Source organism: Chitinophaga sp. YR573 (assembly GCF_900110995.1).
GTDB lineage: Bacteria > Bacteroidota > Bacteroidia > Chitinophagales > Chitinophagaceae > Chitinophaga.
In genome coordinates this window covers 4,799,478-4,815,343 of the sequence record NZ_FOJF01000001.1, presented here as the reverse complement: position 1 = coordinate 4,815,343, position 15,866 = coordinate 4,799,478, and the positions used below count along the sequence as shown (strand labels likewise).

13 protein-coding genes are annotated in these 15,866 nt (G+C 41.5%); 8 read left to right on the top strand and 5 right to left on the bottom strand.

Annotated features, from left to right (window positions below):
- The first annotated feature begins 312 nt into the window (after positions 1-312).
- The 3 genes from BMW86_RS32580 to BMW86_RS20065 all read left to right on the top strand — a co-directional run bounded on the left by BMW86_RS32580 (position 313) and on the right by BMW86_RS20065 (position 3,389).
- Positions 313-501, top strand: a complete 189-nt coding sequence (locus BMW86_RS32580; RefSeq protein ID WP_143056633.1) for a hypothetical protein — start codon at positions 313-315, stop codon at positions 499-501.
- Positions 502-524: 23 nt separating this feature from the next.
- Positions 525-2,789, top strand: a complete 2,265-nt coding sequence (locus BMW86_RS20070; RefSeq protein ID WP_089783489.1) for a hypothetical protein — start codon at positions 525-527, stop codon at positions 2,787-2,789.
- A gap of 63 nt (positions 2,790-2,852) precedes the next feature.
- Positions 2,853-3,389 (top strand): hypothetical protein, encoded by a 537-nt coding sequence (locus tag BMW86_RS20065; RefSeq protein WP_089783488.1) that lies wholly within the window; start codon positions 2,853-2,855, stop codon positions 3,387-3,389.
- A gap of 267 nt (positions 3,390-3,656) precedes the next feature.
- Here the strand turns inward: BMW86_RS20065 and BMW86_RS20060 are convergent, their stop codons facing one another.
- The 3 genes from BMW86_RS20060 to BMW86_RS20050 all read right to left on the bottom strand — a co-directional run bounded on the left by BMW86_RS20060 (position 3,657) and on the right by BMW86_RS20050 (position 7,318).
- Positions 3,657-5,069 carry a tetratricopeptide repeat protein gene (locus BMW86_RS20060; protein WP_089783487.1) on the bottom strand — a complete coding sequence of 471 codons (1,413 nt, stop codon included), beginning with the start codon at positions 5,067-5,069 and terminating at the stop codon, positions 3,657-3,659.
- A gap of 472 nt (positions 5,070-5,541) precedes the next feature.
- Positions 5,542-6,294, bottom strand: a complete 753-nt coding sequence (locus BMW86_RS20055) for an SDR family NAD(P)-dependent oxidoreductase (RefSeq protein WP_089783486.1) — start codon at positions 6,292-6,294, stop codon at positions 5,542-5,544.
- A gap of 79 nt (positions 6,295-6,373) precedes the next feature.
- Positions 6,374-7,318 carry a helix-turn-helix domain-containing protein gene (locus BMW86_RS20050; protein ID WP_089783485.1) on the bottom strand — a complete coding sequence of 315 codons (945 nt, stop codon included), beginning with the start codon at positions 7,316-7,318 and terminating at the stop codon, positions 6,374-6,376.
- A 348-nt stretch (positions 7,319-7,666) separates the two neighbouring features.
- Between BMW86_RS20050 and BMW86_RS20045 the strand changes: the two genes are divergently transcribed.
- The 3 genes from BMW86_RS20045 (at position 7,667) to BMW86_RS20035 (ending at position 12,553) form a co-directional block, all read left to right on the top strand.
- Positions 7,667-9,487, top strand: coding sequence for an FG-GAP-like repeat-containing protein (locus tag BMW86_RS20045; protein ID WP_089783484.1), 1,821 nt, complete (start codon positions 7,667-7,669; stop codon positions 9,485-9,487).
- Between the two features lie 338 nt (positions 9,488-9,825).
- Positions 9,826-10,986 carry a hypothetical protein gene (locus BMW86_RS20040; protein ID WP_089783483.1) on the top strand — a complete coding sequence of 387 codons (1,161 nt, stop codon included), beginning with the start codon at positions 9,826-9,828 and terminating at the stop codon, positions 10,984-10,986.
- Between the two features lie 532 nt (positions 10,987-11,518).
- Complete coding sequence (locus BMW86_RS20035) at positions 11,519-12,553, top strand: MBL fold metallo-hydrolase (protein ID WP_255372960.1); 1,035 nt, start codon at positions 11,519-11,521, stop codon at positions 12,551-12,553.
- A 230-nt stretch (positions 12,554-12,783) separates the two neighbouring features.
- Here BMW86_RS20035 and BMW86_RS20030 read toward each other — a convergent pair whose 3' ends face one another.
- Entirely contained in the window at positions 12,784-13,149 is a 366-nt protein-coding gene (locus tag BMW86_RS20030; RefSeq protein WP_089783481.1) for a hypothetical protein, read from the bottom strand.
- 522 nt (positions 13,150-13,671) lie between these two features.
- Here BMW86_RS20030 and BMW86_RS20025 point away from each other — a divergent pair.
- Together BMW86_RS20025 and BMW86_RS20020 are read left to right on the top strand one after the other, a co-directional pair.
- Positions 13,672-14,253: a hypothetical protein gene (locus BMW86_RS20025; protein ID WP_143056631.1), complete on the top strand. Its 582-nt coding sequence runs from the start codon at positions 13,672-13,674 to the stop codon at positions 14,251-14,253.
- A 217-nt stretch (positions 14,254-14,470) separates the two neighbouring features.
- Positions 14,471-15,091 carry a hypothetical protein gene (locus BMW86_RS20020; RefSeq protein ID WP_089783479.1) on the top strand — a complete coding sequence of 207 codons (621 nt, stop codon included), beginning with the start codon at positions 14,471-14,473 and terminating at the stop codon, positions 15,089-15,091.
- A gap of 85 nt (positions 15,092-15,176) precedes the next feature.
- Here BMW86_RS20020 and BMW86_RS20015 read toward each other — a convergent pair whose 3' ends face one another.
- Positions 15,177-15,758, bottom strand: a complete 582-nt coding sequence (locus BMW86_RS20015) for a TonB family protein (protein ID WP_143056630.1) — start codon at positions 15,756-15,758, stop codon at positions 15,177-15,179.
- Between the last annotated feature and the right edge of the window lie 108 nt (positions 15,759-15,866).

The window sequence follows — 15,866 nt, the reverse complement described above, 5'->3', positions numbered from 1 at the left end:
CAATCCACTTTTTCCAACCCCGGCTGGCTTCTGAAATGACAATTTTGTAGTAGTCTGGCGCTTAAGGAATCGGTAAGGAACTGCGCACGGGCATCTACAAATAGTATACAAAGGCAAAACAGCACCAGGCTTATTCGACTTATTTTCTACATCAATGAATTAATCTGCTGCAAATGTACAGATGTAGCACATTGGTAGTACCTATTTACCCAGTCATGTAGATCATTTGTAGTAGTGCTCTGCTTAGATTTTTGGTTTTCTGGGTTTATTTTTGAAGCATTTATAACATTAAAAGCAAAACTGATATTCCCTATGACCCGTGAACAGGAATTAATTGCCGCTATTAAAGAGGCCGACCTCAATAATGTTGAACGACTTATTAAAGAAGGAGCAGATCTGAATTATTACGAAAGGGTATACCATGTTCGATATTGTATTCGTTGCTACCTGACCGTTCGCAACGCCAACAGATCATTAATAAACCAGACTTTACCGGATTAAAAGAAAAAATAAAATCACTATAAATGAAAAAACATAAGAACATTCCCGACGCAGCCACCTGGAATGCTGAAGATAAACAATGGGAGCTTGGACAGAAAAATGAACAGTTAAAGGAGATAGGCATTTGGGAAGCGTGGCACACGGAAGGATATTGCTGCGGTACCACTGACTATGGAGATGGTACACCGCCTTTTCTTTTCAAACGCTTCCATCCCGATGGCAAACTGGCTCAGGAAGGCAACTGGTATGGCGGTAACAAATGGCTGGGCACCTATCGTTGGATCAAAAGTAAAACGCCTTCCCCCGAAGGGTTTCCTTCAGGAGATCCCAGGCAAGGAAAAAACCTCTGGAAGGTTGAGTTCGATTACGTAGAAGAAGGCGTCTATCATGCACAACGTTTTTACGATATAAAAGATCGTCCTGTTAATATTCACGGAATTCCGTTACCGGCGCGGCCTGCATCAGTTCCTGAAAGAGCGCATTATATAGATGAGGAAGGCTCCGAAACCGGCTATGCCTGTTGGGTGATGGGACTGCTAGACGCGCACCAGGGCGCATTTATTGGCGAGTATTTTGAATGGGACCTGAATGGCGCCCCCATCGTGAAACGTCTCTACGACCGGCAAACAGGATCAGTCATTGAAGAACACACCTATGAAAACGGGAAACTATGGACTTCCAGGATATTCAACACTGACTCCCAAACACAGAGTTTCTATCACCCTGACATTGAACCCCAGGTTGTAAGCCAGAGCATACTTTACCGGAACAACGAAAAGGACAAGCAGAAAACCTATTTTGATACAGAAGGCAAGACCATCTTCGTTTTCCGATCCGAAGAGATCAGTGATCTTCATCAAAGAAAATATTACAATGGTATCCTGGTTTATGAAGGAATTCAAAGCAAAGGCAAGAAAGAAACACCTTCCAGCTTTATCTATTATTACCCGGAAGGAACCCCTTTAATAAATTACACGTCTAATGGAGATGGAACCGGTCAATGGCGGATGTATGACAAGGAGGGACATGAAATACTAAGCCTGCCGGAAGCGAAAGAGGCCAATAGAGACAAACATAATAACTGGGATGTTTTTAAGCCTTACTGGGATGACAATGAACCTGAAAAAATGGTGAATTATTGGGATGCGGTGATTGAAAAGTTTACAAACAAACATCTTAACATCGTAATAGCAGCAAGGATTGAAAACCTGGAAGTACCGCCACATCTTGCAGCCGAGCTGGCTAAGGTAGACTGGAAAAATACAAAATCGGCCATGAGTGGGTGTGAGGCTATTCCCCAGGCGATCAATGGGATGCTTTCAGATGATGAAGATGTTGCCTCTAAGTGCGAAAGTCGCATCTGGTATGAGATCGAACATCAGGGCACCGTTTATGAAGCTACTTACAAGGTGGCCACTATTCTTGCACAAATGATACCTTATTACGCGCATAATATAATTATACAGCGCCGTTTATTTCAGTTCTTATTCCAGGTACTGCAACAGGCCTATATCAGTGATGAAAAAAAGCTATACAAGGAACTGATCAAAGCCGTTCAGCAATTACTTCCAACGATCCTGCAAAACGCAAAAGATGCAGATGATGACATTGCGCTGGAATCACAATACTTACTACTGGAAGCCGGACGTAACACACCTGAAACAGAAACGTTCTTTATAGAGGAATGGCATCGCACGGAAAACACCACCTTGCGAAGAGCCTATGCCGCTTTTGCTTTGGGCGACCTGTACATTCAGACAAAGCAATCTCAAAAATTAGTTACTGCATTTACGGACGTATTTGCTGCAGAAACGGATACCCTGGTGCGATTAGTCCTCGCCATTCAACTGGTAACTGCTGCTAAAAAGGAAGCTGATGGAGCATGGCTGGCCGAACTGATTGGGGCGCTTACTGATCCCGACGCCGTCGATGAAAACTTTTATGAACTACAGCCATTTATCGGCGACTTCGATGTGCAGGAATATTTGCTGATGGTCCTTGGCTATGCCAATCCCGATGTGCTGGAAAAAAATATAGAACCCGTTATTGAGATATTGCCTGCTGCCGGCATGCTGAAACAGGAAACGCTGTTACAGGCTGTTTTCTCCGTTTTATTCCAGAAAAAATCAGCCCTTAAAAGCATTACACCCATACGTAAAAAAGCGTTGCTGGCAGCTGCTGAAGTAGCAGACCAGCATAAGAATTTATTGAATCATCAGGAGATCTTTGAAAGCTTTAACCTGCCACATGATTCTTATAAACTTCGGAAGCTGGCAGATAAGTCTTAATAAAAAACAATTAGCACGTTTTGCAAAGATCGTTGAATACCTGATCCTGAATTTTAATAAATTATGAGCTACTATATTACTACCTACGAAGTTCCCATTGACCTTCTTGAAAAACTCAAAACTTTGGCACCTGATTTTGCTCAACAGGAAGATATCTTTTATGAGTGGAAAAGGACAATTCCTCAAGTTGCGGCCACTAACGTGATGGAAGCCCCTTTCCGGGCCATTAGTAGTGGAAAAGTTTCAATGGATTTTGAACCTGATGAACATGAAAAACGCTTTTATGAGTTATTCCATAAGGTAGAAATTGAATCAGATGTCGAAAGCCAAAAGAAGCAGCAAGGAAATCGCAGGTATCTGTCTGCAGGTTATCCGGGGATTTCTGATTACGAAGAACCTGAGGAGGTTGCATTAGCATGGAAACGTATTGAAAAGGTAATTGCCCAGCATCCGGAATATGCTGTAGCTGATTTGCTGGCTCCCGATCCGTCTATGGAATTTCTGGAAATTCTGGCTGTTCCCAGTCCTCTTGAAGAATGGATCAGATTTTATTACGGGTGTGCGATGCGGAGGAGTGCCACCATAACGATTGATTGTTAACAATATTCTCCGCAGGCATCCCGGCGAATGGAAAATATCCCATTACATATTTAACCTTACTCAAATAGTATAAAAGAGAAGAAGCCGTCTTATTTATAATGGCTTCTTCTCTTTAACTTGTCTGTCGGGGTGACTAGACACTTATCGAGCTTTTGATAGAAGATTTGTCCCTAATTGATGCGTATGCCAAACAATAATTTTCAAGTGGCAAGTTCGTTTTGCCGAAAACGCCCTCTGCTTTCAGATATTGTCAAGAAGCCAACTCTGTTATTGGTTTAATATCGCTTTCAGCGGTGGATAGTTTTTAAACTCAGCTAACGCCTTTTCAGATTGTATCTGGTCTTTCATTATTTGAATGTCGTTGTATTTGTAATTAATAGCCTGTTTGTAACATTGCAATGCCTTATCAAACTCATTCATTTCAACATACAAACACAATGCATTAAAGAAAATAGCCGGATTACCAGGTGCATACGGCAGGCACTTTGCCAGGAACTTCTCATTAAGGACTTTATCAACCGGAAGGCCGGTTATGTCGTGTTGCAAAATCCACAGGGCATTGCAGTATACTTTCAAACTTAATTTACAGGGTTGGGGTGGTTGTATATCCAATGCTATTTCGTACAAACGCCTTGCCTGAATAAAAGCATCTTTATAATGAAATTTGTAAGCATATGCCCCGATATTACTGGCATAAAGACAAGAGGCACAATCACCGGAAGAACTGGTTAATCCGTACTGTCGGTTAGAGAGTTGTCGAACCAGCCTGTCTATCAGGGGTTGGTTGTTCTCCATAATAGCAGCAAAAGCAATTTTATCTACATGTGGCAATATAAAAGAATAATCCGGGGTATTCGCATCTAGCGCTTCTTCGGCCAACCGGTTCAATTTTGCATATTCCTTTTGCATATCCAGGTTTATAACCAATTGTTCTGCTGACCTGTTCACGTTTTCGTTTTCTCTATGCTTCCGGTAAAATGCCAACGTTTTCGATATATCAGGGTTGTCAAAAAGTTTTTCCAGTAACAATTCCGGAAATAAGTATTCTATCAGGGTCTCGGATGGGGTTTCAAAATCTACCTGTCCATAATGAAAGATCGCTTCCACTGCAAATCCAAACAGCTCCCGTTCCCTTTCATTTTGTTGATAAGTGCCAGGGTCCTGTTCCCATTTTTGAAGCAACCCAGGTATGGCTTCCAGGCTGGTATAATGCCAGTTAGATAATCTGGTGTCACCAGCCTCCTCAATTTCAGTGCGATACGCAAACTCAATGGGGCAAAAGGCATGTATTTCCAATAACCAGCGTTCAATATCAGCTTCAAAAGCATCCAGGGATTTTCTGCTGGCGGTAAACACCAGCATATCTTCGTCGTAATCATCAAACTCACCGGACCCAATTTCTTCCTCTTCTATTGCGGTGGGGTCATATGCTTCCTGAATATTCGTATGTAGTACATTATACCCGCCGCTGTACGCATTCAGCATCCGGCCTTCGAAATCTCCGGGATGAGGTTTAATGGGTGGTGGGGCCAGTTTAATGATCTTTTCTATCTGGTCGTCATCGGGCCTGGTAACAAAGCGAACGTATACCCCGATCCAATTGTCGAAGTTTCCATAACCTGCACCAATAAACGGAAATGGCAATGTTTGGTTGTTGATTAATGCAACCTGTTGATTCATATTGTTGGGTATAATTAAGAAATAAGGTCATGTGTATTAAACATAGCTTTTGCGTGTGTGGTCAAGTGCAACCGGGTGGTTATGCTCACTTAACAAATCAAGGATAGCATTTACTCCCTTTTGTTTTTCAAGGCATACTCCGCATCGGTGAGGAAAGTATGCCAAATATTGATTGCCTTGTCAAATTTGGATCATTTAAGCGGATTTCACCCCATTCTTACTACTACAAATGATCTACATTACCTATAATTTCTCTTTCCGCATTTATTTAGCCTAGCAAAAATCAGCACTAACTGGTTTGAAAATCTACCGTTACCGGGCACATAACAGCAAACCCGCTCAAGTAACGGGTTTTGCTTTTTAAACATCTTCTTATTTTTAACAATTCTATCATATTCAGATTAAAACAGGTTTGATACCTGTAGATATGAGATCCATTTAGAAGAGGCTTTTTTACAAGTAAACATAATAACTACAGCGACATACCACCAGTTACCTCAATACGCTGACCATTCACCCATTTAGCATCATTACTACAAAGGAAAGCCACCACGCCACCCACATCATCAGGCAACCCTACACGTCCCAGCGCCGTTATTCCTTCCACAAATTTCCGTATACCAGGATTATCCTCCATTGCCCCTCCGCCAAAGATAGCCCCAGGTGCTACTACATTTGCAGATATCCCCCTTGTGCCCAGTTCTGCAGCCAGATATCTGGTATACACATCTATTCCGCCCTTCATCATCGCGTAAGCTGATGCCCCTGGGAAAGAGACCCGCGATACCGCAGAAGAAATATTTACAATCCTTCCGCCATCCTGTAACAACGGTAACATCTTTTGAGTGAGGAAATAAACCCCTTTCAGATGAATATTCATCATCTCATCAAACTGGCTTTCAGTAGTAGCATTAATCGGCGCTTGAATACTGGTACCGGCATTGTTGATCAGAAAGTCGAAGTGGGTCGTTCCGAATGTGGTACTCAATGTATCGCTTACCTGCTCCACAAAAGCATCGAAACCTTTAATATCCGATGTATTGAGCGGCAGGGCTACAGCCTTACGCCCAAGTGCCAGAATAGAGGCCACGGTTTTCTCCGCACTCACCTTATTGCTGAGATAAGTAATAATGATATCGTTGCCTTTGTGTGCCAGGCTTAATGCAATATTTTGACCAATACCCCGGCTGCCACCCGTTACTAACGCAATTTTTGAAGAACTCATTTGTTATACTGTTTTGATTTAAGAACAGTACAAAATTCCGCCAAATGGGTAATGCGCACAATAGCAGGATCAATCCATTTTATGTATAATTCAAACTTTTGGGTTGTGAACGATAAACCCCGGGAGAAATAGAAGTTTCATTCTTAAAGAACTTCGCAAAATGTGCAAAGTCTGAAAACCCCAGACTATCTGCAATCTCAGCGATAGTCCAGTTTGTCTGACGCAATAGAATCTGCGCTTCCTGGAGAATTCTTCCGGCTATTAATGCAGATGTTGTCAGGCTTGTGGTTTCTTTCAATATTTTGTTTAGATGATTGACATGTATGGATAGTTTTTCAGCATAGTCTTTTGGAGCCCGCAGATTAATTCTTTGCCGGGGGTTTTCCACTGGAAATTGCCTTTCCAGTAACTCAATGAACAGGGATGTTGTTCGTGCAAAATTGCTGTGATTAGGATGAAGCATTGTTGTTGACTGTAACTGTTGCCCCAGATGAATGAGCTCGAGGGTATATGCACGCAACAGATCATATTTGTAAGCATAAGTAGAAGCGATGGCGGTCTGCATCTTCTCAAAGATGTCTTTTACATTCTTTACATCATTTTTCTGCAGCGGGAATACAGGATGTTCCGGTGATTTATAAATAGGCAGTTCATCCAGTACTACACCACTCCGGGTTGGATGAAGAAACTCCGATGTAAATACACAGCACCCCCCTGACTGACGTTCCAGCGGCAGCCACGTTACAGGACTTTTGGGTGTGGTAAAAACAAGTGTAGGCTGCGAAAGATCTATAATGCTATCAGGATATCCGATTTTTGAATGCCCCATTAAAAGACTGACTTTGTAAAAAGTGCGGCATTGATAAGGTTCACTGGGTGTGTTCGAAACAGTTTGCCGGATTTTCGATATATTAAATACATTGAAATGGCCGATCTCATCCTGAATACCTACAGGCAACAGAGCGTTCAGCTCGAGAGATGAGCCGGTAGCCAAGCGTTTATCAAATTCATTAAATGATAACACTGTTCATAACTTTTATTTGTAAAAATCAAATTTCAATTAAAGTTAAATCATAACCATTAAAAATCCCACCACCATTCCTTTGAAAATAATTTTCCCTTTAGTTTTCCCTGATTATTATTGATTTAGTCTATACAAATTATTAATTGTCAGAAGCATTTGGTTCGATAATCTATCGCTACTGACTGCATTAAAATTCAGTTAACACCAATATCAATCATTAAAAAGTATTTGTTCTTTTTAATGAAATCTCCCTAAATTGCCGTTGTTAAACACCTATAGCCACGAACTTAAATAACCCTATATCATTTTCCATTTTCCATTACCCATAATCACAAACCCAAAAATCAGATGAAAACAAAAATCTGTACGTTGCTGCTCTGTATGTCAGCAATCATGTTTGGCTGTAAAAAAGAAGCAGCAAAAGAAACCCACAAGGCCCGCGCCGCAACAAATGCCCGTACACTCGGTGCACGCCTCCAGGATCAGGGTGCATACCGGAAATTAATTCGTGAAGACCGCTTAAAAGGTGCAAAAACTGCGGCCCTTTGCAGCGCAGTAGACATCGCCTACTTATTCCCTGCCCCCGGAGACCAGGGCTTACAGGGAAGCTGTGTGAGTTGGGCAGTAGCATATGGCGCTAAAAGTTATTATGAAAGAGGTGAGATCGGCTGGCCACTAACCTCAAACAATCATGTTTTCAGTCCGCAGTATGTGTACAGCCAGACGCACTACGATAATTCAGAAGGAGGTGGCGGTTCCTTTTTCAGTGATGCATTGAACCTTGTGGTAAACCAGGGTGTGTCTACCCTGGACGTCACTCCTTATGATCCATGGGATGCCTATGGGTACCAGTCCACTCCAAATCTTGATCAGCGTCGCCAGGCATTCTACTTCAGGAACACCACATGGTCAGCACTTCCTACCCGCAATGTAGAAGAAATCCGCGTGCACTTATGTAACCGCGAGCCGGTAATATTAGGCTTTCCTGTATATCCGGATTTTGACAACCTTGGTCCCGGTAATGAAGTATACGACGACCTTTCCGGCACTTCTCGTGGTGGCCATGGCGTGGTAATCGTTGGGTATGACGATGCCCGCCAGGCATTCAAGATCCTCAATCAATGGACACAATGGTGGGGCTTAGATGGCTATGGCTGGATCAGCTATAACCTCATCGCCAACAACGACTGGGAAGCTTATGTGATGTACGACAGTCCGAACCCGCTGCTCGGTGAAACTTACAATGCTACCACTGCCGCCGGAATGAGTACGATCGGTTATGTCAGCGGTGACTTCAACGGAGACGGTAATACGGACATTATCCACCCCTGGGATTACAACGGCAACCTTGCTATCCTGGTACACAATATCTCCGGCGGCTCCGGCACAAACATCATCTGTAACCAAACCAGCACAGGCGCCGGCTCAGGAAACGTTGGGATGGTAGCCGGAGACTTTAACGGGGATGGTAAATGTGACCTGATCCAGGGCTGGAATAACGGTGGCCAACTGGCACTCACTGTATTCGCCTCCAATGGCTCCTCGTTCAACGTTGCCTGGAATTCCAATATGGGACAAGGCTACGGTAATATCCGCCTCCTGCCTGTGGACATGGATGGCGACGGCAAAACAGACATCGCCCAGCTCTGGAACAACAATGGTAAACTGGGTATCTTCATTTATCGCTCTACCGGCACCTCCTATTACCAGGCAGCCTACCTCCCTACGGACAACGGCACCAACAATGTTGGCTTCTTCCCGGCCGACTGGAATGGTGATGGTAAAACAGATATCATCCAATGCTGGAATAATGGTGGTGCACTCGGTATTATCGTCTATGGCTCCAACGGAAGTGGTTATACCGTCGTTCACAGTGGCACTGCACCTCAGGGCTATGGTAATGTAGGACTTGTACCGCTGGACTACGATGGAGATGGTAAAACAGACTTCGTACAATGCTGGAATAAGAACGGTATACTGAACTTAATCCTTTACAGGTCTACCGGTTCTTCATTTGAATATATCGGTAATTATGCCACTATGGAAGGCCCCACAAATTATGGAATGCTACCGGTAAAACGGGCTGGCATGAAGGATGGAATTGCGCAGATATGGAAAAATGGGTCCAGTACAGCGATCTTCAGATATGATGTGTTAAATTATCAGTAACCCCTCATCAGGTTGTAAAGTAACTAATCCATCCTCGATATGTTTGTAGAAAATCGAGTAGGAAGTAAGGGATTATTTCCCTTACTGTCCTCTCACACCACCGTATGTGCCGTTCGGCATACGGCGGTTCATTAAACGTAAACAGCTTTAGGGGCTACTATTTCTTTTAGACTTAGTAGCCCTTCTTTCTTTAAAAATGCATTGTTGAGTGCCGTCTTCAGACGGCTAAGAAGATAAATGTAATAATTCGCTTCGTATAGACTGGGAGATATTTAAATATATTGCAATGTAATAATACTTAATGAGGGATAGCCTACCTTTGCGATTCAAATATAAGAATGACATTACCTGCGCTGAAACAAGATCTGATAGATAGCTGGATAACGGCTTATGATGAATATGCAACCAGAAAGGAGATGAAGGATACATCTGTGAAGATGATGTATGCAGAAACAATCCGCTTCAGGTTAGATAAATATACTAAGGAGAAATTCCCTGCACAAGGTCCTCTTTCTACAGAAGAGCGTCCTGAACATAGTTATGCTTATGGACTGGATGAATCAGGCAAGCCCGTTTTTTCCATGTTTGAAGAGCAGAAAAGCTTTTACACTTACTCAGATTCCCTGATAGAATACCTGGAGTATGAGCCGGATTCTCCTGTTCCTGCCTGTTTACAGCGTGTGATATATGAAGGTGGCAAAAAAGTTGGTTTTCAGTCAATCATTCTGAATGATGTGAATCTTCGTCAGTTTAAGGGAATGGCAGCCAAGCCGATCATCACTAAACTACTGAAAGATGCTAAATCTGTCATCTGCATCATTGAAGCATATGATTATAAAGATGACCGTATTGTGAATGCTGATTGTTTGCATATTATGCCGGAAGTTGGGGAGTATAACCTGCGTAAAAAGTATAATTATAACGCAGGTGGAGAACTGGAGGAGGTCATCAATATGTTTAGTGACAAACGTACTTCGTATGATTATGTGAAAATACCGTCAAATCTTACATTGCAGCAACTTTCAGAGGAAGTGTCTTTGTTGATTTCCAAAGATATTATCAAGACACTTGTAGATGAAGATTTAGATGAGCCGGTTGGCATTTTAGAAATCGGTTACCAGGAAATAGGAGACTATAGTCCTGTGTTATCTGTTTTTTCAGAAAAGGAACAAAGGAAAATAGAAAAATCTGCGGATAGATTAGAGGAGTTACTGGCAAATGACGAACGTGAAAACATTATTGAGCTTTCTGAAAATACACATGAACGCTTGTTAGTAGCTTTTATGCAGGAGGTGGAAGAGCGGGAAGATTTCTCACTGGCGGAGAATATGATCAAAAAAGTAGCGGCTTTATTAAATGCGAATAAGCTGAATAAAGAAGTCGCTACAGGGCCTAAGTTTATGGCTTATTCGGTGGACTGGAGTATTGGCCCGGAAGAGTTTTCTGACCTTTTAGCCGAGTGCGGCCTACCAGACAATATTGTTAAAGAATGGAAATAAAAATAAGAAGGTGTCAAAAGTAATTGAGACACCTTCTTTAAACATTCAGAAAAACACTACTACACACTTCTCTTTCGATCTTCCTTACTTCTTTAGTGCTTATGATCATCCTTTGGGGATACTTTTCTCGGGGGTATCGGAACCGTATAGAATTTGCTGTATTATACGGTTTGAAGCCACACAATGCCTGCAAGACAGACTTCACAGATACCGAGAAAGCTCGAAGCACTCCTGCTTCGAGCTTTCTCTTTCGGGAACAATTTGTTATGACCGAGATATCAGGGTTTAAGTATTGCGATGTATACCCAGACGACGGATATTGAACATGAGGTGAATGGTATACTGACTTATGACAGGGCTATGCCTGGTTACCAGCTCAACAATTGGTCAAAAATATTTACCTCTTGTTAAAATATCCACACATCTGATTCGTCAATAAACTGACATGAAAAAATTAATCAGGATAACTATCAAATGCCTGAAGATAGCATTTGCTTTACTATTATTATTGATAATCACTGTTTTAATATATATGAGACATCCACTATTCGGGGAGAAACCTACGGGAAAGAGATTAGAATTAATCAAACAATCGCCGCATTATAAAGACGGGCAGTTCCAGAACATTCACAATACGCCGCAACTTTCAGAGGGGTATAACATGGGAGGCGTTTTATATGACTTTATGTTCAAAAAACGTTTGCGTTTGCGTCCCGTAGATTCATTACCCTCTGTAAAAACTGATCTGCTGGCGGTTGCATCCGATCAGGATGTGTTAGTTTGGTTTGGTCACTCATCTTATTTTATACAGTCAGGAGGAAAGCGTTTCCTTGCAGATCCAGTGTTTTCTGGCAGCGCTTCACCTCTGCCTGGAGGTACTAAGGCATTTAAAGGTGCTGATATTTACACAGCTGATGATTTCCCTCTAATAGATTACCTGTTCATATCACATGACCATTACGATCATTTGGATTATAAGACCATGCTCGCACTAAAGAGCAAGGTGGGTAAAGTGATCTGTGGTCTGGGAGTAGGAGCCCACCTGGAAAGATGGGGCTATAAGCCTGATCAGATCATAGAGACAGATTGGTGGCAAGATGTGGATCTGGGAGATGGATTTGTTGTACACACAGCACCTACCCGTCACTTTTCAGGCAGGAGTTTTTCCCGGAATAATACACTATGGCAATCTTATATATTGCAAACACCAGCCATGAAGATCTATATAGGAGGAGACAGCGGTTATGATACTCATTTTGCCGAAATAGGAAAAAAATTCGGTCCGATAGATTTCGCCATTCTTGAAAATGGCCAATATGACCTTGCATGGAAGTACATTCATATGCAGCCGGAAGAGGTCCTGCAGGCTGCAAAAGACCTGACGGCAAAAAGATTGCTGCCGGTGCACTCCTCCAAATTCACGCTGGGCAATCACCCCTGGGATGAGCCTTTACAGAGATTAACGGCAATTGCAGATATTCCGTTGGCTACGCCTATGATAGGCCAACTCGTAGACCTACGCAATGATAAACAGATATTTAAGGATTGGTGGAAGGGAGTGAACTAATAAAACTATTTGGTTCGAAAACGCTCCGTTACCGGGCACTTAAAACACAAAACCCGCTCTAAGAGCGGGTTTTGTGTTTTAAGCTATTTTACTTTATTTTGTAAGTATCTCATTTTCAAGTCCATATTGGTTCGATCAATGGTCAATAAGCCAATTTATTTTTCTATGACATAACCATTGTTTGAACTGATTGGTAACTGACTGTCGACGCAAATCAGAGCTATTACAACTTAATCGCAAAAAGGATAAAGAGGGCAGAGTTTCAACTTAGCTTTTTTGATAGATTCGTAGCTAACTTCAAACTCTTCAGTATTGTTGGCTTTAGGCGTCTGTGCACCTTTGATTTCTGTTAACAATGTCCGATAGCGTTCAAGGATCTTAGCCAGATTTTTACTTGATCCATCATGCTGGTACGCCTCTGTTGCTTTCTGCGTTAAGCCATCAAACGCCTTATTCGCGTTGTCGTTAATAACGACATTCGCCAATACCTCACGTTTGGCTTCAGCCAGCTTTACATTCAATGAATCTTTGGATTGTGCTTTGGTTTGCAGACAGAAAAGCAGTAGAAATCCACATAATAGTTTGTACATCTTCATAAGATTTAGTTAAAAGGAATTAAATGAGTGCTGTACAAGCAGACTAAATAGTAGCGTCTGATGTTTACTTTTGCCAGGCATTTAATCCCCGAAGCTGTAAAAATACCAACTACCTGGTAGTTTTACAAACTCACTTTCCAGATCGGGAGTTATAGTGCTCCCCTATCTCAACCTAACTTAGATCTTAAGTATAAATTACTTCATAATACAATCCATTTCTCCAAACCTTTAACAATCAATACGACTTGGTTCGAAAATGCTCTGCTACTGGGCACCCAAAAAAGAAAAGACTTTAAGTTCAACGACTTAAAGCCTTTTTCATTTCTGACTAACTTCATTTTTTATAAACTAATATCTAAATCATTATACAGGAATAGTTTTTAGGGTCGAGTTTCATCAGTCCAGTAATTTAAAACACCCCTTCCTGAGAGACATCTGGCGATGTGTTTTTACTTAATGCCAATGAAAGAGAAAATTATGTAAATTTATATATAGATGGATGGTAAATATCCATGACGGACTATGGCAGTTAAATCCCTCATATCAGTTGCATTACTCTCCGCCATTTGCTCACTATCCTGTGAACGCGCCGCAATGGTCGCCATCTCCAATAAAACCACTACCGATAAGAAAATTAAAGTCATTTATCCACCCAAATTCATATTCCCGGGTGAAGGTCAGGGACGACTTAAAACGGGCAAAGCGGATTCTATAAAGATTTACAACCTTGAATCTGGCGACATTGATGAGGATATAAAATTCATTCCTATACTTTCCCTGGATACAGTAGCAAGAACGTATTCATTCGTTCTTAAGGGAAATCAACAAGCAATGGTTGAAAACCGCTACCTCATGTATAAACCAACGTATAAACAGACCTTCATTATTGATGATACTGATACTATAAAGCTGGTACGGCGGGGGAAAAAATTCGAAAAAAAGCCAAAACTGGCGTTGGGCGGGATCTGGGAATATTGCATTACAGACAGCCTGTCACCAGGATGTCAGTGCTATAGCCAACCCGTTAAACGTGAAGAACCTGATGAGCTAAGTCAAATGCTTGATATCATAGAAAAGGCTATATCTTCCATGCCAAAGAATTAGACTTGTAATGGTAATTTGTTTGCCCTCGTACTTGCCCGTACTTATTTGGATTTACCCTGAAGCAGCGATGCGGAAGTAAACCTCAGAATTAATAACTCCTGCGTTTTTGTTTTAAGTCATCCCTTTTTTATTTAATGACTATATTAGCTATACTATGAATAACTATTGCCTATATCCCCTAATGGTCTACATGCTAGTTACCTCATGTAAACCCAAAATGCCTACGGCCAACCTACAAAAGCAGCCAGATCGTATAACACTAGCATCTGTTGATTCTAATACTCCAGATTCCCCTCCTGAAGACGTTAAAGGAATACCTACCGATATAAAAGAAATAAAAAAAGCCTATTTATATATTATTACCCAGCGGGGAAATGGAAGATTAGATTCAGTATCCTTCACGTATTCGTGCGAAGAAAACCATGGAACTATGATCTACTTTTATGAACAAGGAAAGCTACGCATGATCGACTACGACTATTCAGAGGGCGATCATTCTGGTGTAGTTGAACAATATTTCATAAAAGACAGTACACTGTTTTTTGTTTATACAGAAGATGGAGCCTGGTCTTTCGAAGCAAATGGAGGGCCGGCAACTGTGGATAGGATTAACGAAAAACGAACATACATTGTAAACCAACAGCCTGTAAAATGCCTGCAAAAATCTTATGAGATACATTCTGCCGCTCAAATAAAAACGACTCCGGAAAACATATCAAACAAAGAAGTAGATTGCTCTTCATATCAATCTTTGATGGAACCTTATCAAATGTTGATTCGATACCTGAAAAACCCTACTTCTGCATGCCCGGAGAAATACACCTTTGATAATCATTGATTCAATATGAAAAATCGTTTTTGGAAAGATGATTTAAACGAATTAATTCTATTACACTCAAAACTCCCTTTTGTAACCATCCATTCTATTGCTGTTTATGCATTACGCCATAGCCGACTACTAATATGTCTGCTTTCACCTTACTCAAATCAGGTTCTGTATGTTTGTCATATTCATCTCTCATTAAAAACACAACGGTAAATAAAATCGTTTCTGTCTTCCCTGAAGGCGCTGCATCAAATTTAGGCAGGGTATTCAATAAACGTTCTACCTCTTCTCCCATCTCTTTTCGAGCCGCATTAATTACTTTTACACCTTTAACACTTCCATCCGGAGATAACTGGAATTGGGCCGTCACTACTCCACTTGCGTTTGCTTCCTGAGCAACACGTGGATAACGAATATTCTTCGATACAAATTTAGTAAAAGCCTCTGCTCCACCCGGGAAACGTTTTTTATAAAGGCTGTCTGTTATTAAGCTACCCCAGTTATGTGGAGTAAGAATAACATAGGTATTCCCATTAGCTGTTTGTATGTATTTTTCTCCATTTACCTTTACAAGAGGTGGGTTAGACGCCGATAACAAACCTGCTGTAATAATAAGGGCCGGAACGATCAACAGGTATTTCCATGTATGTCTCCGGGAAGATCGGTTTTTGTTTAACATGATGATTTTTTTGAAAGATTTACTGAAGTGATTCGCTATGGATTTATGTATGATGATAATAACCTGAATCAACGATACCCATAACAATTGCTGCTGTTATCCGATTTA